General features: G+C 38.0%; 20 protein-coding genes and 1 pseudogene. 7 read left to right on the plus strand and 14 right to left on the minus strand.

The window, feature by feature from the left end; translation table 11 throughout:
* Entirely contained in the window at positions 1-1,356 is a 1,356-nt protein-coding gene (gene gdhA / locus FM071_RS07250) for an NADP-specific glutamate dehydrogenase (protein ID WP_193110219.1), read from the minus strand.
* Between the two features lie 179 nt (positions 1,357-1,535).
* Between gdhA and FM071_RS07255 the strand changes: the two genes are divergently transcribed.
* Both FM071_RS07255 and FM071_RS07260 read left to right on the plus strand, forming a co-directional pair.
* A complete protein-coding gene (locus FM071_RS07255) occupies positions 1,536-3,473 on the plus strand; it encodes a methyl-accepting chemotaxis protein (RefSeq protein ID WP_193110221.1) in 1,938 nt (645 codons plus the stop codon).
* A gap of 55 nt (positions 3,474-3,528) precedes the next feature.
* A pseudogene (locus tag FM071_RS07260) lies at positions 3,529-4,750 on the plus strand (IS256 family transposase).
* A gap of 78 nt (positions 4,751-4,828) precedes the next feature.
* Here the strand turns inward: FM071_RS07260 and FM071_RS07265 are convergent.
* Complete coding sequence (locus FM071_RS07265) at positions 4,829-5,200, minus strand: hypothetical protein (RefSeq protein WP_193110223.1); 372 nt, start codon at positions 5,198-5,200, stop codon at positions 4,829-4,831.
* A gap of 45 nt (positions 5,201-5,245) precedes the next feature.
* On the opposite strand from FM071_RS07265, the gene FM071_RS07270 reads away from it, so the two are divergent.
* The gene (locus FM071_RS07270) at positions 5,246-5,656 is read left to right on the plus strand and encodes a rhodanese-like domain-containing protein (protein ID WP_226960515.1); all 411 of its coding nucleotides are present in this window, start codon (positions 5,246-5,248) and stop codon (positions 5,654-5,656) included.
* Between the two features lie 112 nt (positions 5,657-5,768).
* On the opposite strand, the gene FM071_RS07275 is transcribed toward FM071_RS07270, so the two are convergent.
* Positions 5,769-6,242: a hypothetical protein gene (locus FM071_RS07275; protein ID WP_193110225.1), complete on the minus strand. Its 474-nt coding sequence runs from the start codon at positions 6,240-6,242 to the stop codon at positions 5,769-5,771.
* A gap of 41 nt (positions 6,243-6,283) precedes the next feature.
* On the opposite strand from FM071_RS07275, the gene FM071_RS07280 reads away from it, so the two are divergent.
* On the plus strand, positions 6,284-6,991 hold the full coding sequence (locus tag FM071_RS07280) for a DUF445 family protein (protein WP_193110227.1): 708 nt from the start codon (positions 6,284-6,286) through the stop codon (positions 6,989-6,991).
* Positions 6,992-6,998: 7 nt separating this feature from the next.
* Here FM071_RS07280 and FM071_RS07285 read toward each other — a convergent pair whose 3' ends face one another.
* From FM071_RS07285 to FM071_RS07295, 4 genes are all read right to left on the minus strand, one after another.
* A complete protein-coding gene (locus FM071_RS07285) occupies positions 6,999-7,208 on the minus strand; it encodes an RNA-binding S4 domain-containing protein (RefSeq protein ID WP_226960516.1) in 210 nt (69 codons plus the stop codon).
* A gap of 30 nt (positions 7,209-7,238) precedes the next feature.
* The gene (locus FM071_RS10745) at positions 7,239-7,355 is read right to left on the minus strand and encodes a peptide-methionine (S)-S-oxide reductase (RefSeq protein WP_226960602.1); all 117 of its coding nucleotides are present in this window, start codon (positions 7,353-7,355) and stop codon (positions 7,239-7,241) included.
* A gap of 63 nt (positions 7,356-7,418) precedes the next feature.
* Positions 7,419-7,790 (minus strand): methionine-R-sulfoxide reductase, encoded by a 372-nt coding sequence (locus FM071_RS10750; RefSeq protein ID WP_226960603.1) that lies wholly within the window; start codon positions 7,788-7,790, stop codon positions 7,419-7,421.
* 126 nt (positions 7,791-7,916) lie between these two features.
* A complete protein-coding gene (locus tag FM071_RS07295; RefSeq protein ID WP_193110229.1) occupies positions 7,917-8,162 on the minus strand; it encodes a GIY-YIG nuclease family protein in 246 nt (81 codons plus the stop codon).
* Between the two features lie 173 nt (positions 8,163-8,335).
* Between FM071_RS07295 and FM071_RS07300 the strand changes: the two genes are divergently transcribed.
* Positions 8,336-9,085, plus strand: coding sequence for a response regulator transcription factor (locus FM071_RS07300; RefSeq protein ID WP_193110231.1), 750 nt, complete (start codon positions 8,336-8,338; stop codon positions 9,083-9,085).
* A 9-nt stretch (positions 9,086-9,094) separates the two neighbouring features.
* On the opposite strand, the gene FM071_RS07305 is transcribed toward FM071_RS07300, so the two are convergent.
* The 6 genes from FM071_RS07305 to truC form a co-directional block, all read right to left on the minus strand.
* Positions 9,095-11,389, minus strand: coding sequence for a hybrid sensor histidine kinase/response regulator (locus FM071_RS07305; protein WP_193110232.1), 2,295 nt, complete (start codon positions 11,387-11,389; stop codon positions 9,095-9,097).
* Between the two features lie 7 nt (positions 11,390-11,396).
* Positions 11,397-12,212 carry a peptide deformylase gene (locus FM071_RS07310; RefSeq protein ID WP_193110234.1) on the minus strand — a complete coding sequence of 272 codons (816 nt, stop codon included), beginning with the start codon at positions 12,210-12,212 and terminating at the stop codon, positions 11,397-11,399.
* An 81-nt stretch (positions 12,213-12,293) separates the two neighbouring features.
* Entirely contained in the window at positions 12,294-12,470 is a 177-nt protein-coding gene (locus FM071_RS07315) for a hypothetical protein (protein WP_193110236.1), read from the minus strand.
* Positions 12,471-12,486: 16 nt separating this feature from the next.
* Positions 12,487-13,956 (minus strand): NAD(P)/FAD-dependent oxidoreductase, encoded by a 1,470-nt coding sequence (locus FM071_RS07320; protein WP_193110238.1) that lies wholly within the window; start codon positions 13,954-13,956, stop codon positions 12,487-12,489.
* Positions 13,957-14,118: 162 nt separating this feature from the next.
* Positions 14,119-16,683, minus strand: coding sequence for an aminopeptidase N (gene pepN, locus FM071_RS07325; protein ID WP_193110240.1), 2,565 nt, complete (start codon positions 16,681-16,683; stop codon positions 14,119-14,121).
* A gap of 32 nt (positions 16,684-16,715) precedes the next feature.
* A complete protein-coding gene (gene truC, locus FM071_RS07330; protein ID WP_226960517.1) occupies positions 16,716-17,438 on the minus strand; it encodes a tRNA pseudouridine(65) synthase TruC in 723 nt (240 codons plus the stop codon).
* A gap of 53 nt (positions 17,439-17,491) precedes the next feature.
* Here truC and FM071_RS07335 point away from each other — a divergent pair, with 53 nt between their 5' ends.
* Together FM071_RS07335 and FM071_RS07340 are read left to right on the plus strand one after the other, a co-directional pair.
* The gene (locus FM071_RS07335; RefSeq protein ID WP_193110244.1) at positions 17,492-17,812 is read left to right on the plus strand and encodes a cupin domain-containing protein; all 321 of its coding nucleotides are present in this window, start codon (positions 17,492-17,494) and stop codon (positions 17,810-17,812) included.
* A 36-nt stretch (positions 17,813-17,848) separates the two neighbouring features.
* Entirely contained in the window at positions 17,849-18,475 is a 627-nt protein-coding gene (locus FM071_RS07340; protein WP_193110246.1) for a hypothetical protein, read from the plus strand.
* Here the strand turns inward: FM071_RS07340 and FM071_RS07345 are convergent.
* Positions 18,472-19,749: a DEAD/DEAH box helicase gene (locus FM071_RS07345; protein ID WP_193110247.1), complete on the minus strand. Its 1,278-nt coding sequence runs from the start codon at positions 19,747-19,749 to the stop codon at positions 18,472-18,474. The genes FM071_RS07340 and FM071_RS07345 overlap by 4 nt on opposite strands.
* Positions 19,750-19,891: the final 142 nt, after the last annotated feature.

Genomic DNA, 19,891 nt, shown 5'->3' on the forward strand with positions numbered 1-19,891 from the left:
TTAGATTCCTTCTGCTATCATAGCATCGGCTACTTTTTTAAATCCCGCGATATTCGCACCGTCAACATAATTTCCTTCAACACCATAATCTTTTGCTGTAAGAGCTACCCGTTTACATATCATCTGCATGGTCTCTTTGAGACGTTCATCTACTTTGGCAAAGCCCCATTTTGACATGGCGGCATTTTGACTCATCTCAAACTCGCTTACCACCACACCGCCGGCATTGGCGGCTTTTGCAGGAGCGAAACAAACCTTATGTGACTGCAGCAACGAAATTGCTTCAGGAGTTGAAGGCATATTTGCACCTTCTGTTACACTCACGCAGCCATTATTGATAAGATTTTGCGCATCTATCTCTGTCAGTTCATTCTGTGTTGCACACGGAAAAGCTGCATAACATGGAATATCCCACACCGCATGTCCCCCTTCGGGATACTCCTCAATAGGAATATATTTTGCCTCAGCATGGACTTCAGCATATTTTGTAAGTGATTGGCGTTTGTTCAGCTTGATATCTTTTAAAAGTTCCACATCGATTCCTCGAGAGTCATAGATGGTGCCCTTTGAATCTGAACATGCCACAGGAACAGCTCCTATTTGCGTAAGCTTTTCTATGGCATGGACAGCGACATTGCCCGCTCCGCTGACTGTACAGACTTTTCCCATTAATGGCTCTTTTCCTTCCATTTCAAGCATGCTCTCGGTAAAGTAGACGGCACCATACCCCGTAGCTTCAGGGCGCATTAAAGAACCGCCAAAGAAAAATGGTTTTCCTGTGAGTACTCCTTCGTAAGTTGATGTAATCTTCTTATACTCGCCAAAAAGATACCCTATCTCTCGGCTTCCAACACCAATATCTCCTGCAGGAACATCGATGCGTGCACCGATGTATTTATGCAGTTCCGTCATATAAGCAGAACAAAATTTCATCACTTCAAAATCACTTTTCCCTTTTGGATCAAAATCACTCCCTCCCTTTGCACCTCCTATATGCAGACCGGTCAAAGAATTTTTCAATATTTGCTCAAACCCTAAAAACTTCAAAACACCTTCATTGACCGTCGGATGAAAACGCAGACCGCCTTTGTAAGGACCAAGCGCATTGTTAAACTGAATTCTATATCCCGTATTAACCTGTATAATATTATTATCATCCAGCCATGTCACTTTAAACTTGATAACTCTGTCAGGAACAACCAGTCGTTCCATGATCCCATGTTTTCTGTATTTTTCATCTGACTGCAGCAGCGGTGCTATGGAATAAATCACTTCTTCCATTGCCTGATAAAAAACATTGTTTTCCGCACAGTTATGATTTTCAAATTTTCGTATTTCTTCTTCAGCTATCGTCATTTTCTACTCTCTAATATGAATTATAATTTTTTAATATTGTACCACAACTAGCTTCATTTCAGGGAAAATGCAAAAAAGTTACAAGAAACCTAAATGGATAGTTATATTGAAAAATTTTATATTCATGCATAAATTTTTATGTTAAGATATCACAATTTAATTATAAAAGGGATTTACTAATGTTTCAAAATCTTAGTATAAAAAAGAAGATGAACTATCTCGTAGCGATTGCTACCGTTTCCATAGTATTTGCTGCCATTTTTGTATTTGGTGCGATGAGCGACTTGGAAAAAGATTATAACCACCTTTATAAAAATTCGATGAAAGCTGGTCTTAACACCCTCATTATTGAAAAGAACATGAATCATGTCAGCAGAAATGACAGAGATATCATGCTCGGTGGTCCTAAAGAAAAAGATATTGCTCAGATTCAGGAGAATATTAAAACAATAAAACAAAGTTTCGATGTTCTGGCAGGACTTGACAACTCACCTGAAGTACACAATCTTGTCATCAAATCCAAAGAGTCTACACTCAAATTTATCAACACAGCATTTGACATGATGAAAAGTTTAACGCCGGAAATGATAAAAAACAGTAAAGAAGAGATATATCAACAATATCATGACAAACTCACGCCGCTTGCAGAAGAGTCGCGCAAATACTTTAAAAAATTAGTCAAACTCAAACAAACCGAACTTGCACAAAATTCAAAATCACTGCAGACAAAAATAACATTTTATAAATACCTTGTACTGATTGCAGGAATTTTTGTAGGCTTGGTAGTACTTGTTCTTTCTATCATCATTAGAAAATCAATTACTTCAAGCATTGAAAAGTTTACAGAACTTATCACATATGCTGCACGCGGTGATTTTTCAAAAACCTGTACAGATGAGTCAGAAGATACAGAACTTGGCATCATGGGGAAACATCTTGCTGATCTGCTTGGGCATGTTCAAAAACTCATTGATGAGATCAACACAACTATCACAAATGCATCCAAAGGTGATTTTTCAAAAGCCATATCAAGTGCAGGCATGGAAGGCGAGTTTGTTGTTGCCATTAATAATGTCTCAAAAAGTATCGACTTTATGAAAGAACAGCATCAAAAAGCACAGCGCGATGCATTCAATTCAAAACTAAGCGTTAAAAGTGTCAATGTATCAGAATCACTGACAGTTATTCAAAGCGATCTCAAAACGAATATCAATGCGATTAAAGACATCACACAAGCGACACGTTTTGCATCAAATCTTGCCAATGAGTCAAGAGAGAATATTGAAAGTATTGTCAATGAACTGCATAACATCAACGAACAGGCAACTATGAACAATGCGAACATTGAAGAGTTGGCTTCACAGACAAGTAATATTACCTCTGTTATCGAACTCATCACAGACATTGCAGACCAAACGAATCTACTTGCACTCAATGCCGCCATCGAGGCTGCTCGTGCCGGTGAACACGGTCGCGGCTTTGCCGTTGTTGCCGATGAAGTGAGAAAATTGGCTGAGAGAACACACAAAGCAACAAGCGAAATAGCAATCTCCATTAAATCACTGCAGCAGGGCATGAGTGAAATTCAGGAAAGTTCTGAAAATATGAAGACAACCGTTGATTCATCAACTCAGGGAATTGAAAAATTTGAAGATACATTGATTCAACTCAGTGACGGTTCCAACACGATTGTAGAACAGTCATACTTTATGGAAAATTCCATCTTTGTCGTTCTTGCAAAAATTGATCATATTCTTTACAAATCACGTGCATATAACTCATTGATGTCACTTAAAAAAGTTCTCAAAGCAGTTGATTCGCACTCATGTAATCTTGGAAAATGGTATGACAATGAAGGCAAAGAACGTTTTGCTCAGACTTCGGCTTATCCGAAAATGGCATCACCGCATAATATTGTCCACACAAATGCAAATAACAATCTTGCCTATATTGAAACAAAAGACCCTGAAACGACCGTTCTTATTCATTCAGATGAGATCATTGACAGTTTTGACAAAATGGAAGCTGCTTCCGAAGAGCTCTTTGCGCTCCTAGATCAGATGCTGCGTGAGACAGAGGTTGAAAACAAACAAACAACAGACGAACAACAGGTCTAAAAGGGAGTGTTAGAAATTTCGTATCAGTTTGATAAAATACTATCAAGGACTGACAATGAACGAAGAAGTAGATTTTGATTTTGATGAAATCTTAAAAGAATTTAGAAGTGGGAAAAAACTCACCGGCAAAGGTGGGCTTTTAGCTCCACTCATCAAGCAACTCACAGAAGCTGCACTTGAAGCGGAGGTAGAATCACATATTGCTAATGATGTACTTGGCGATAAGCCAAACAGACGAAACGGTTTTAACAAAAAGACCATCAAAGGTACCAGTGATGGAACATTTGAGCTTGAAATCCCAAGGGATAGAAACGGTACATTTGAACCCCAAATAGTTAAAAAACACCAAACTACAATTAGTGATGAAATTGAGGAAAAGATAATCTCAATGTATGGACTTGGTATGAGTTACAGAGATATATCTTCACATATTGAGGATATATATCAGGTAAGTATCTCTACAGCTACTATCAGTGCCGTTACAGATAAAATTATTGCAAAAGTGAAAGAGTGGCAGGCTCGCCCATTAGAGCCTTTATATCCCTTTGTATGGTTAGATGCTATTCACTATAAAATAAAAGACGGTGGTAAATATGTCTCAAAAGCAATTTATACCATCCTGGGAGTTCATCTTGATGGCAAAAAAGAGGTTTTAGGTCTTTATCTCTCGGAAAATGAAGGTGCAAATTTCTGGCTCTCTGTTCTGACAGACTTGCAAGCTCGTGGTGTTGAAGATATACTCATTGCCTCAGTTGATGGTCTAAAGGGCTTTCCAGAAGCCATAAATGCGATATTCCCACAGACAGAAGTGCAACTCTGTGTAATACACCAAATACGCAATTCCATTAGATATATTGCTTCTAAAGATCAAAAAGAGTTTGCAAAAGATTTAAAGCTTATCTATCAAGCACCTACGAAAGAAGTAGCGGAAGAAGAGCTTCTAAAACTTGAAGAAAAATGGGGTAAAAAAATATCCCCTTGTCATCAATTCTTGGCAGAATAAATGGGATAATCTCTCTGTCTTTTTCAAGTATCCTGCTGAGATTAGAAAAATCATTTACACTACAAATATTATTGAATCCGTACATCGCCAATTTAGAAAACTAACTAAAACCAAAGGTGCATTTCCTAATGAAAACTCACTGTTGAAATTACTTTATTTGGGTATAAAAAATGCATCAAAAAAATGGACTATGCCTATAAGAAATTGGAGTCTCACTATTTCACAGTTGGCTATATTTTTTGAAGGGAGGCTTGATAAATATTTGGAGGTATAAGTTGGAGGCTGTAGCACAACAGGTGCTACTAAAAGTTACTGACACGGAATTTTAAACGCTCTCGTCTAAAATTCTAAATTACTCCCAATCCTCATACTTGGATTTGGAGTGCTTATCTTTCTTATATCGTCTTGCATTTTTATTCTTTTCTAACTGATTTATACTGTAAAGCAGATCTTCTTTGATATTTTCAATATCTTCACTACTCTCTTTATAAACGATCATCTTTTTAACGAGTTTTTGCAGTTCCTGCAGATCACCCTTATACAAAGCTATCTCTTCTACACGTTGATATACTTTGAGTGCATTGTCAATCTTTTTGTCATAACGCTCTTTACTCAACTCATCACTGTTACTTAAATAAGAGATAATGCTTTTGGAAAAACGTTCCAATGCACGAACATAACGAAGCCTATTTGCGTTGTCAATTGCTTTTTTAGAAGCTGCCATTTTTATCCTGTTTAGATATTATCGCTACAATTATACACTTAAATATTGGAGAAAGAATTGAAAAAGATTATTTTAGCATTACTGCTCTTGAGTGTTTCACTGTTTGCAGAGTTGACAAACCAATACCTTACAAAAGATTTTTTAAATAAGAACATTCCTATCATAGATGTCCGCACTCCTAGAGAATGGCAGGAAACAGGGCTCCTAAAAGGAGCTGTTCCTATTATGTTCTTTGATCAAAGAGGTAATTACGATGCCAGAAAATTTCTTAAAGAATTAAATAAAAAAGTAGACACGACCAAACCTTTTGCTCTTATCTGTCACACAGGAAGCAGAACCTCAATGATAGCGCCATGGCTTTCCAAAGAGTTCGGTTATAAGGTCATTAATCTTCAAGGTGGTATGGAGTACGCAACACGCGGCCTGCATATAAAAACCGTTCCTTACAGACCTTAATGCCAAACTGGGTCAAATTTCTTTTTTATCTGACACTGCGTATTGTCATTACATTTGCAGTGCTTGGATTTTTTATCTTCTTACTCTGGTGGCTGCTCTACTCTATTTTTTATTAAAGCAGTGATTTAATGACATTGGAAACACCCTGATGCAGATTGTAGTTTGCAATAGGAAAATCTAAATCTTCACGCTCTAAATTTACTATATAACGTGAAAGGTATGTTCCCAGAAGTTCAAGATCTATTGGTTCATATTTTTCACACATTGCTTCATCTATTGAAGTTCTTAGTAACTTTCCTGCATCATTTGATTTTGCCAGTGTAAAAACTAAAGTTTTCAAACTTAAAAAATCATTCCACTCTAAAAAAAGTTCCGGAGTCAGTATATCTGTTTTTTTGCCTTCCGGTGTAAAGAGCAGATCCATATCACGCAATGGAATCAGTACTGATAAAACAGCACGTGAGAAGGGAACAACCTTATCGGCCCAAAAAGGCGACTCATTTCTCGTTTGCAATTCTTTATCTATCATATCTACAATTGTATCAATGTCGGCATGTTTAAATAGTTCATATGTTTCTTGTTTCATATTATAATTATATAATGTCATTTTTAAAAAGGAGATATATTTTGAAACTAAATAAGAGCTTTATAACAAACTTTATTGCCGCCATACTCGTCAGCCTTTCATTTATTTTACCGCAGTTGAAAGATACCCTGCTCTACACAGGACTCTTCGCTCTTTCGGGAGCACTGACCAATCAGCTCGCCATCCATATGCTCTTCGAAAAAATCCCTTTTTTATATGGTTCAGGCGTTATTCCTCAAAGATTTGAGGCCTTTAAAAAAGCCATAAAAGATTTGATGATGCAAGAGTTTTTCAACCGTGAGCAGTTAGAAAACTTTTTTCAAAACGAAGAGAAGAAAATGGATCTTGTTCCCATTATAGAAGAGACAGACTTCTCTCCCGCATATGATGCGTTGACAAAAACTGTCATGGAGTCATCTTTTGGCGGTATGCTCGGGATGTTTGGAGGAGAGGCTGCACTTGAAAGCCTGCGTGAGCCCTTCAGTACCAAACTGAAATCAGCCGTTATAACTATTGTGAATTCAGAAGCTTTTGATGCAACTCTGCAGCAGCATCTTCAAAGTTCTTCTTTGAGTGATGACCTTTTAAAGTCCATCGAAAAAGTAATAGAAACAAGACTCAATCAACTCACACCGCAAATGGTAAAAGAGATGGTAGAGCGTCTCATTAAAGAACATCTTGAATGGCTTGTTGTTTGGGGTGGTGTTTTTGGTGGACTTATAGGGCTGGGAAGCTCTTTTTTACTTTAGGACACCTCTAAAGAACTTCTATCTTGACATCATCACCGACAAGCAGAACTTCACCTTTGCGAATCTTCGCTCGTTTTCTTGTCTCGGTCTCACCGTTGCGTGAGACATACCCCTCTGCTACTATCATTTTCGCTTCCGCACCGCTGTCAACCAGATCTAAAACCTTTAAAAGTTTATAGAGCTCTATATATTCATCTTCTAATGTAAACTGTATCATAATGAAATCATAGCGCAATAGTGTTACAATTTAAAATCTTTTCGTATAGCGATGACAATAGGGCTGTTTTGCTTTTCTTTCATAATAGTTTTGATGATATTTCTCAGCTTTATAAAAAAGCTTCTTCTCACGCACAAATATCGCAATATCATATTCTTTGAATTCGAGGTAATACTCAACATCCCAAAAATATCCGCCTGCAAAATAGGCTTATTTCAAAGGAGCTTCTATTTGAAACTTCAAATAGATGGAATTGACACAGTATCGTGTATCTTTTTTTGTAAAACCCTCTCCTTCAAACACATGCCCCAGATGAGCCCCGCAATTTGCACAAATAATCTCTGTACGATATCCGTCAGTATCCCGCACTCTTTTTACTGCCCCGGCAATGGCATCATCAAAACTTGGCCAACCGCAATGGGCATCAAACTTATCCTTTGATTTGTATAGTGGTGCATTACAATGCTTACAGAGGTAAACACCTTCTTCATTGAACTCATAATATTTTCCACTGAAAGGTCTCTCTGTCGCTTTATAAAGAATGACACTTTTTTCCGCTTCTGTTAATTTGTTTAGTTTCAATACCGGCAGTTCGTTAGAAAGTAGTGATGTTATTATAGAGACAAATAGTAACAAAAATATAGTTCTTTTTTTCATATCTCTGGTCTTTTCTATTTTATATACGCTATCTTAACAGAGATATGTGCACTATTTGTGTAAAAGTTTCAGTTTCTCCTTGCGTGAGAGATGTTTTATCTCATACTCTTTTTTCGAAGCACTGCTTCTGTCTGCACACTCTTGCGAATAGACAAGTTTGACAGGTCTGCGGGCTTTTGTGTACTTTGCACCTTTGTCCGAACTGTTATGTTCTTGGAGTCTTCTTTGCAGATCTGTTGTAATACCGGTATAAAGTGTTGCATCACTGCATTCCAAGATATAGACAAAATATTTCATTCTTTTCCTCGCTTGATGTCGTATTTTACACTAATTATTTCTTTCTTTCGTATCATTTTGTAACAAAAATATAATTCTTTGAAGAATCTTCTTGGAAATAACAAAAAGTTATATTATAATAATAAATAAATTTATCACAAAATAGTCATATTTTTTTGATACAGGATTACCCTATGGAAAAGCATAAAGTTATTATTGTCGAAGATGACGAGATAACCTCGCTCAATTTAAATATGTCTCTGCAAAAACACGGTTACAGTGTTGTCGCAGTTTGTGATAATGCCCTGCAGGCAAAAAACAAAATAGCAGCATATACACCCGATGTGATCATTATTGATATCTCACTGCAAGAGAGCAATGACGGCATCGATCTTGCAAAAACGATCAAAGAAAAATACGACATCCCTTTTATCTTCCTTACTTCCTACAGTGATGATGACATCATTTCCCAGGCCAAAATGACAGAGCCGTATGGCTATATTGTAAAACCTTTTGATCCGGGTTCACTCCATGCGACAATTCAGATGGCTCTCTTTAAGTACCAAATGGAAAATGAGCGTAAAGAGGACATTAACTCTCTCAAAGTCGATAAACTCAATCTTGAAAAACTACTCTACTCAAAAAGAACTTCGGACAAACCGATCGTTCCTTTTGGAAAAGATTACCATTTAGATATAAGCATCTGTGAGACGTTCTATAAAGGCAAAAAGATAAAGCTTACTAAAAAAGAAAATGCTTTTTTACGTCTTTTGGTCGCCCAGCTTGGTCTTGTAGTTAGTTTTGAACAGGCTATGAACTATGTCTGGGATGAGAACGGAGCAACGGAAAACAGTGTCAGAACACTTGTTTGGCGTCTTAGAAACAAACTTGAGACAGATATCATCAAAAATGCTTCAGGAATTGGATATTATATAGAAGAATAAAATAGATTTTTAACCTATTTTGATAGAAGCTATTTTTTCTTCCATTGTTTGAAACACATGCTCATAATCATACTCGCGCTCTTCACTTTTGGCCATCTTTTCCATCTCAGCAGCATTTTTCAACAGCTCTTCTATGCGAAAATTTCCACTTGAACCTTTAATACTGTGTGCCTTAAGCGCTATCTTTCTATATTCTTTGGCATCTATTGCCTCTTTTAGCTCCGGTAGTGTCGTCTCCATCTTTTTTATAAACAGTGAAAGCAACAATACCAATTCATCCTGCGTGAGCATTAGCTCTTTTGTCAGTTTATCGGCATCAAGACCTGTAATTGCAGTTTTTTTACTTTTTTCTTTCTCTTGTGCCGGTTTTTTTTCGACAAAAACATTCTCCATCCTCAAATAAGAGGAAAAGACACGTTCTAGCTCCTTCAGTACAATAGGCTTCCCTAAAAAAGCATCAAAGCCGACAAGAAGTCCACGCTCCTTCGCTCCCTTCATCACATTAGCAGTCAATGCAGATATAGGCGTATGTGAGAGGCCTTCATTCTCTTCATATTCAATGATTTTTTTGACTGATTCTATACCATCCATTATTGGCATCTGCTCATCCATAAGCACAAGGTCATAGCTGTTCTTTTTATAAAACTCGAAAGCTTCGAGACCATTTTTGGCTATATCAAAAGTAAGCCCGTATTTTGCAAGTATGATTTTTATAAGTTCCTGATTTGCTTCATTATCTTCAGCGACCAGAACATGGCCTTTAAAATTTTTCGATATCTTTTTCTCATATTCCGCATACTCTTCAGGATTCATCAGTTCATTAAAGATCGTATGAATCTTGGAGCAGTATAGAGGGAAACAGAGAGAATTGATATGCAGATATTTTTCATAATCATCATACTCTTTGCTCATCAAGGCTACAAATCGTTTATTATGCGTGAGTATCTCTTTTTTAAATTCAATATCTACATCTTCATGAACAAAGATACAGATGTCAAAATCACTCTCTAAAGTATCTACTACAGAGATATCCATACCGAATATTTCAGCATATTTCAAAAAAGATTCATGCTTGAAATTGAGAACATTGTCTTTTGCATAGAGTGCCATTTTCAGTTTTTGGAAATAATCTATATTATTGATGACTTTGCACTCTTTATTTGCAATCTCAATAGGGATTTCCATCCAAAATGTACTTCCCTGACCAAGTACCGAAGCGACTTCCACTTTTCCGTTCATAAGTTCAGCCAGCTGATAAGATATAGAGAGTCCGAGTCCTGTACCTTCAATATTTTGATAATCACCCGACTCCGCTTGAACAAAAGCGTTAAAAACTTTTTTCAAATCCTGCACATCGATGCCTACGCCGTTATCGCTGACACTTATTTTCAAAATACTTTTTTCATAGGATGCTTCAATTTCAATGATACCGCCTTCAGGCGTGAACTTGATGGCATTGGATATAAAATTCGAGATTATCTGCTTGATACGCAGTGCATCTCCGTAAAGCTCACGCGGAATTTTCGGATTTATAAATGAAGTAATTGTTATATCTTTTGCATTCGCACTTGCAACGAATAGCTCCATAGTGTGACTAAGTTCATCGTGTATGGAAAAGACCTTTGGTTCTATGATAAACTCGCCGCTTCGAAGTTTTGAGAAGTCCAAAATATCATTGATGATACTCAAGAGATTCTCACCGCTGTTAAGGATAATCTCAAGATAGTTTCTGTGCTTCTTTGAAAGATCTTCATCTATCAAAAGATTTACAAAACCCAAAATTGCATTGAGCGGTGTGCGAATCTCATGAGACATATTGGAAAGAAAGTACTCTTTCGCCTGACCTGCACGAATAGCTTCCTGCCTTGCATCGATGAGTTTTTGAAAGATTGTATCTGTATAAAACTTGAGTATGCCACGAAAATTCTTATCAAAAAGATAGGATATCTCATCAAACAGCTCTTTGGAATTCATCCCATTATCATAGGAAACATCGACCATTGAACGACGAAAGTGGGTGCATATTTCAAAAAGTTCATCTGCACCTATCTCACGAAACTTCAAGTATGCCAAAAGCTCCTGCATAACGGGGCAGTTACCTATCTCAACATCGCCGGAGATGACACCCATGAAGTAATCAAAAACACCGCTTGCATACTTTTCTATAAAATATGCTTCATCAATTTCATGCAGTGCCAAAATTTCTTTGGGAGAAGTATAACTTACCCACTGTTTTAAAATTGTCTCTTTGGCTGCTATGAACTCTTTTCTATGTTTTGTAAGTGTAGGAATCGTCTTAAGCATCTTTTGCTCATTTATAGATAAAAAAGTAAGCAAGCGTCATAACAACACCCAACTTTAACAAAACAATTGCCGCTGTAGCCATGATGTTACCTATTTGGCAACTGCTGCAGGAACTTTGTTGTTTTGCTTCATACTGCGCATAAAAGAAGTAGACAATATCCAAGCCTATTACAGCAGCGGAACCATACAGCATGCCATTGTATATGCTATGAAGCACTATTTTGTCCTCTATGAATAATGAAGCGATGAAAACGAGTGCCATAAGTATGATAAGTATATTTATCCCAAAAACGATCTTGTCTCTTTTAAAAGTTGTAGGACAGTAATCTGCATTACCGACATCGGCTCCATATTCAAGTCTCTTTTCAAAGATCTCTTTTTCTTCTTTAGACATTTTTTGAATGAATGTCGCACCAAAAGTATAATCGATCTTTCTTTGTATAAGAATTGCCAACGAACCAGTTGCTTTGAGGGATTTGTTCTCACCCTCTCTGTTTTGATATACAACACTGATATTTTCGTGTCGTGTTATCTGTGCTGTATGGCCGGGATAATAAAGTGTTGATTCTTCTGTGGTTGTTCTACCGCTGTGTGAGATCAAACGAGGATTTATTATTTCTATGAATTCACCGTTTTCATCTTTAACAACAATGACATTGAAGTAGCTTCCTATCTGAAAAGCACTCAGACCTTCTAAATTGTTTTGAGTGATAGTATCTTTGAGATCATCTATCAATGAAAACAACTCTTCATTAAAGAATCTGACATCGACACCATATTCAACGCTTAATGGTGTCGGGTACTGAATAATCTCTTTTACCATGATAAGCCTTTTGAAAATTAGTTACTGCAGATTTTTACGAGGTGTAAAACTTTGGGATTACTTTCCCAAAGTCTTTAAAGTTTAGTGGCTTTTACCAACCACAATGATCATTTTAATGTTAATGATCAAGAATCTGATGAACTGCCAAATAATACATGTTCTCATTTTTCTTGCAAATGCACCCGGCACCATAGTCAGTGATGATTTAAAATCACGCTGAAAATTCAACTCTTCTTCTACTACTTTCTTTTCACTCATGTTCTCTCCTTTTATTTTATTCTGGAATTAATGTCCAGCCTGGATTTAGTTTTGCTTTATAGATAAACAAGTAGTGTAATATATGTTTAATCCAGTGTCCAGCAAGACCGATCTCACCAAACGTATAGTCTGTATCACGACCTGTTCCAGGATATTTTTCAAAGTCAGGAACAACAGGATAAACTGTCATAGCAGCCGCAGTTCCGTCAAATACACCTTTACCAGCTGATGCAACACATGCAGCACCCATTTCTGCCATAGAAGCTTCATGCAGGTGAGCATTCTCACCTTTGGTCATCAAGTCACATACAGAGTGAGCAACCGCTTTACCGATAATACCTGAAGGCATACCAGTTCTTGGAGGTGTCGGGTTAATAGGAGTTCCATTTGGAGAACTCATTGGTTTAGAGATAATATGCGGCGGTGCAAATGCAATACCTGCAGCGAACATATTTTTATATGTAGGATTTTGGTATGTTCTTGGCCAGTCAGATGCTTTCCAGTTTTCATACGCACCAGCACTGTAGTTTGCATCAACTTTCATAAATCCGTTTGGAGCGAATACAGTATCAGTGATATCTTCACCTGCTTTGTTATAAGCTTTAAGACCAACACCTGCAAACGGTGGAATAAGCATAGCGAAATCAAATTCTTCCTCACCTTTAGAACCATCTAAAAGTTCATACTCAACTTTCCCATCTTCAACTTTTGAAGTATGCGCACCGATGATCCAGTCAACACCACGCTCAACGAAAAGTGATTCTGCAAAAAGATTTGAAGATACAACATATCCACCGACCTTCATATGGAGTCCACCCATACCAAAGTCACCGAGGAATGCTTCATTTGAAATCCACTTCATATCTGCCATATCACGTACACCTGCTTTTCTAAGCTCATGTTCGATATTGAAAATGTACTCAAACGCAGCACCCTGACATGTACACATACCGTGACCTGTACCGATGAGGAATTTTTGACGTGTTCCGCCTTTCATCTTCTCAATAGCTTCTGCTAATTTTTCTGAAGCGTGAACAGCATGGTCTGCAGTACAAACAGAAACCGTATGTTCACCAAGTTGGCTGCCTTCACCTAGACCCGGAGTTGCACCGAAGTTAAGTTTTGGTCCTGTCGCATTTACCAGGTAATCATACTCAATTGTCTCAGATTGTCCAGCTTTATCTGCACTTGTGTACTCTATAGTTACAAAAGGCTTGTCAGAAGATTCTCCCCCTTCAGGATTGATAGAGACCGCTTTTGCCTGATGGTATGTAATACCTGCTTTTGCATATACAGGAGCGAGATCAAAAGTAACTTCTTCTTTACTCATTTGTCCAACGCCGACCCAGATGTTTGATGGAATCCAGTTCCATTTTGCATTTGGAGTGACAACTACTACTTCGTGTTGAGATCCTAACCATTTTGCAGCGAAAGTTGCTGTAGTGTGACCAGCAACCCCACCACCTAATACTACTAATCTTGCCATATATTCATCCTATTTTTCAAGTTCAAAATAATCTTATCAAAATATTATCACTTTTTCATCACAAAATTGGATAACTATATATTATGATTATAATAAATTTTAAAAATAAATCTTTAAAAGTACCTGTATAAGGGGATTAAAAAGATTAATTAAATTTTAAAACTACTGTTCTTTTAATATTTTATCAATTATCTCAAAAGAATTTTTTGAGAGCCCCTGTGTAGAAATTACACGCATGAGTTCTCGCTTCATTAGTTTTTGGTTTTCTTTGTTCATTTTATCATAAATTTTAAATGTAGAACAGAGCCCTGAAGCCATCTGCGGATTGATTTTGTCAATTTCCACGATCTTATCTGCTACAAATTTATACCCTTCTCCATCTTTTGCATGAAAGTGTTTATGATTTCTTGCAAATGTCCCGACCAATGAACGAACGAGATTCGGTACTTTGTCATCATAGACCTCATCATTTTGCAATGTTTTGACACGATGGAGAATATCATCACGCAGTGAAGAGGACAAGAGTCCAAAATATTTATTCATCACAAGCGTATTATCTTTGTATTTATTATAAAAATCTTTAAATGCTTCTTCGGCCAACGGTTCATCTGTATGTTCTAGCACATCAAGCGCCGTTACTCTATCTGTCATCGTTATGGAGTTATCATACTGCTCTTTGGCAATAAGCGCTATCTCTTTTGTCTCTGAAGCAGAAAGCAGCTTTAATACCCGGTTTTTAATCGCGCGTTGTGCAATACTCTTCGCATCAATGGCATCTGAATCAGGATTATGATTTTCTTTGTATATCTGGAGTAACTTCTCCTGAAACACATCAGCCAAATGTTTTGCCAAATCTTCATGCGCACTATAGATTATTTGACAGTCAATGACCTCCTGACGCTGCATCAACGTCGAAATGGATGGAAGTTCCAGAAGCAGTGCTTTATAGGAAAGGTCAATATCCAGATCAAGCAGATAGCCATATGCTTCGACAAACGCCTCATCTATCTTTGATCCCTGCATCATCGATTCAAGTGTCTCTATGGCAAAATTTTGCGTGGCTTCATACTGCGTGAAACTGTTTGTATCGTACTTCATCAAAAAGGCATAGTCACTCTCTTGCTGCTCAATGATAATCGGTGCGGAAAAATCTCTGTTTATAGAGAGTACCGGTTTAAACGCAAAACCATCAAAAGAAAAACTCTCTTTTTCTTTTGAGACAATAAGCATCTTCTCCAGTGCCAAAGCACCATCTTGATTGATGAGTGCCATTTTGAGGGGATAGTACATAGGTGCTTGTTTTGAGCCATCTACATCATCAAGAATTTTCTGCGTGAGCATCAAAGTATAAACACCATTTTCAAACTTCTCATCTACAATAAGCCTCGGTGTACCGCTTTGATGGTACCAGAGTTGAAACTGTTTGAGGTCTATCCCGCCAGCCTGCTCCATTGCCCAGACGAAATCCCCTGTCGTAACTGCTTCACCGTCAAAGGTGTTGAAGTAAAGATCCATCGCTGCTCGGTATTTCTCCTCACCAAGAAGTGTATGCATCATTCGAATTACTTCAGCACCCTTTTCATAGACCGTCGATGTATAAAAGTTATTCATCGAGATGTAAGATTTTGGCTGGATCGGATGGCGTGTCGGCGAAGCATCTTCAACGAACTGTCGCTCACGCAGACCTTTGACATCTTCGATGCGTTGCACCTCACGTGAGTTCATATCAGCCGAAAATGACTGGTCACGAAATACGGTAAGTCCCTCTTTGAGTGTCAACTGAAACCAATCACGGCAGGTGATTCGGTTTCCTGTCCAGTTATGAAAATATTCATGAGCGATAACCGACTCGATGCCCATAAAGTTAGCATCTGTCGCTGTATCGGTATTGGCCAAAACATAGGCAGAGTTAAAGATATTGAGTCCTTTGTTCTCCATCGCTCCCATATTGAAGCTGTCTACCGCGACGATATTATAGATATCCAAATCATATTCACGTCCGTAGGTCTCTTCATCCCAGCGCATTGCCTCTTTAAGTGAACGCATTGCGTGAGAACATTTTGACTCGTTACCTTTATCTACATAGATATTAAGCGCTACCTTGTTTCCAGACATCGTTGTAAATTCATCGCTGACACTTCCGAGATCTCCGGCAACCAGAGCAAAAAGATATGATGGTTTTGGATGCGGGTCATGCCAGGTAACACCATGTCGTCCGTCAAAATTCTCATGGCACTGATGCTTGTTTCCATTGCTAAGAAGAATGGGATATTTTTCTTTATCTGCGATGACCGTCGTCGTAAATACGCTCATAACATCCGGTCTGTCTAGGTAAGGTGTAATGCGTCGGAAGCCTTCCGGTTCACACTGTGTACAGAAGATATCACCCGACTTGTAAAGTCCTTCAAGCTCGGTATTTTTATGCGGATAGATTTTATTAACTATCTTCAATGTAAAACTCTCAGCTACATTTTTAACGCTAAGAGACTCTTCATCTATAGTGTAACTCTCTTGATCCAATGCAACATCATCAAGAAAAACCTCCAAAAGTTCCAACTCTTCTGCATGCAGGCGCAACTCTTGCACATTATCAAGTTTTAAAAACTTCATAACATTGGTGACTATCGTGTACTCTTCAAAAAGTTCAAATGTAAGATTTACTTCTCTTATGGCAAATGACGGTTTTTTATAATCTTTTAGATATATCGCTTGTGGTTCTTTACTCATTTTCTCTATCTTTCTTTATATTGATTGAGGGATTATACTTTATCTCTCCATCCAAATTCATTAAGTATCATCATAAACACTTCATCATAACCGGCTTCAAAGCGTAATGCTTCTTCTGTGTAAGGATGCACTATTTCCAAAGCATTGCAGTGAAGCAGCAGCCGATTCATACTGTAGCGTGAGCGTATGAATTTGTTGTGCTCTCCTCTGCCATACTTCGTATCTCCCAAAATATGATGTGAAATATGTTTCATATGCCGCCTGAGTTGATGTTTCCTGCCAGTTTGTGGTAAAAGCTTCACTAAAGAGTATCGGGTTTTTTCATATCTGCCAACAGCATAGTCAAGCTCGACAACTGCCAAGCGTTCATAATCTGTCACGGCTTCCTGCGCATCTTTGTCTTTACGCGCTTTTTTGTCAGAAATCTTATCGAGCTTCTCTTTAAGTGCGTGCACTATCTTGCCTTTTTCTTCTGTATAGCCGCGAACGACCGCGATATACTCTTTTTTGATGCTATGTTCTTTAAACTGCTCACTCAAAAGTCGCGCTGTTTCACTCTCTAAAGCAAAGAGCAAAACACCCGATGTCGGCTTATCAAGACGATGGACAGGATATACCCACTGACCGCCAAGCTGATCACGCAGCAGCTTCATCGCATAATAGATCTCATGTCTGTCTATCATCGACTTATGCACCAATAGCCCGCTTGGTTTGTTAATGGCGATCAGATAGTCATCACGATACAGTATTTCCAAAGTATAATCTCTAAACATTAAGGGCACCTCTAAAATAATAGTACAATACTATTATGAAAAAATCAAATATATTTCAAAATATACCGTCTGACCTCACGCAAGAGCTTTTTGAAACAGTCGTAGAGAGTAAGAATGTCAAGATAGAACGTATCATCTCCTACGGACAGAGTTCGCAGGAAGAAGAGTGGTATGACCAGGATGAAAATGAGTGGGTAGTGCTTTTAGAAGGTGAAGCGATGCTGGCATTTGATGATGGAGCAGAGACTCATCTGCAAGTCGGTGACTCCATAAATATCCCTGCGCATGTAAAACATAAAGTTCTCTGGACAAAAAAAGAGGCAAAAACAATCTGGCTTGCAGTTTTTTACAAATAAGGTATACTTCATTATTATTTTTATGTAGGAGTACCAATGCAAGAGTACACTTTTTCTATCTTTGGTGTTTTAAAAGAGGCACTGAATCGTTCAAACGGCGTCAAGGGAACATTTATGGGGGCAATGCTCCTTTATCTGCTTATTCAAATCGTCATCGCTTTTGTATTACTGCTGATCATGCCGCAGATTCAAGATTATCTTGACTTGATACTCACACTTTTAACACTGCCAATCTCTGTTGGTATCATCATTCTCGGTATTACACGTGCCAGAGGCGAAGAACTCTCCGTCAAACAGATCTTTGATTATTTTGGACAATATCCCTACTTGCTTCTAGGGTATTTTCTTATCGTACTCTTTACTGTTCTTGGGTTGATCGCTTTTATCATACCAGGCATCTATCTCTCTATCGCCTATATATACGCTCTGCCGCTCATTGCAGACAAAAATCTTTCAGTCTGGAATGCTATGGAGCTCTCACGCAAGACAATTACAAAGCAGTGGTTTCGCTTCTTCGGACTGGGGATTGTTTCATTCTTTTTTATTTTACTCTCAGCTATTCCGTTTGGCATCGGACTTATCTGGAGTATTCCAACTGTCTATATCGCCTATGGACTTTTATACCACCAACTTTTCGATGAAGAGGAGGAAGATATTATTTAATCTCTTTTCGTTGTCTTTCTCTTTTTCTTCGCACTCTTTAAAGATTTTGCAGTAACTGCTTTTGGCGCTTGTTTCTTGACAAACTTCTTTGCCTCTTTTTTATGTTCGGCTTTGAGTTTTACCTCATCAATATCTTTACGGCGTATGTTAGGATCTGGCTCAAACCCTTCCACGACATCTTTTGGTATCTTTTGTCCAATGAGCTTTTCTATCTCTTTAATGTCAAATTTTTCATAGATATCAATAAGACTGATAGCTTCACCTTCACGGCCTGCACGTCCTGTTCGCCCTACTCTGTGAACATAATCTTCCGGAATGCTCGGCAGTTCATAGTTAATGACATACGGCAGCTCTTCAATGTCAAGTCCGCGTGAGGCGATATCTGTTGCTACAAGGACTTTGAATTTTCCCTCTTTAAACTGCGTGAGCGTTTTGAGACGATTTGCTTTTGTTTTGTCACCATGGATCACACCACACTTGAGACCGTCTTTTTTCAGCTCCTCGGCAAGTTCATCCGCACTCGATTTTGTTCGTGTAAAAACCAAAACCTGTGGAAAGTTGCGTGAGCCGATGAGATAGGCAAGAAGTTCCGCTTTGCGTGCAGTATCAACCTGATAGGCTATCTGGTTGATCGTATCGACCGTTGTGTTCTTCTTTGCCGTCTCGATAAATGCCGGCTTTGTCAAAATAAGTTTGGAGAGTTTACGTACTTTGTCCGAAAATGTTGCAGAAAAGAGTAGCGTCTGATGTCTCTTTGGCAGCAGCGGATGAATCTTTCGAATATCTTTTGTAAATCCCATATCCAGCATTCTGTCTGCTTCATCAAGCACAAAGATCTCGACATCATTAAGATTCAAACCATTTTCAATATGTTCAAGCAATCGTCCCGGCGTGGCAATGACAATCTCTGTCCCGCTTTTAAGACGCTGGCGCTGTTTTTGAAGATCTTTGCCGCCGACCAAGATATCTGTCTTTATATCCATATATTTTGCATAGGCTGTGATATCTTCATAGATTTGTATAGACAACTCACGTGTAGGAGAGAGTATGACAGCACGAATACCTTTATCTTCTTGATGTTTACGAAGACGCTGCAATATCGGCAAAGCAAAAGCAGCTGTCTTTCCCGTTCCCGTCTGTGCTGTCGCGAAAATGTCTTTTTTTTGTAAAACCAAAGGGATGGCCCTTCGTTGTATTATTGTTGGTTCACTGTAACCCAGATCGTCTATGGCATTAAGTAACGGTTTAAATACACCCAGTTTTTCAAATGACATTGTTATCCTTATCTCTTTTATAAAAAGATTTTAGCATAAAGATGCTGTCTTAAAGATAACTGTAATAAATGTGATAATAAAATTTAATAGTAACGTGTGATATATTTGTGATATAATTCTCACAAAAAGATAATATTAGGCA

It is taken from the genome of Sulfurimonas paralvinellae (assembly GCF_014905135.1).
Lineage (GTDB): Bacteria > Campylobacterota > Campylobacteria > Campylobacterales > Sulfurimonadaceae > Sulfurimonas > Sulfurimonas paralvinellae.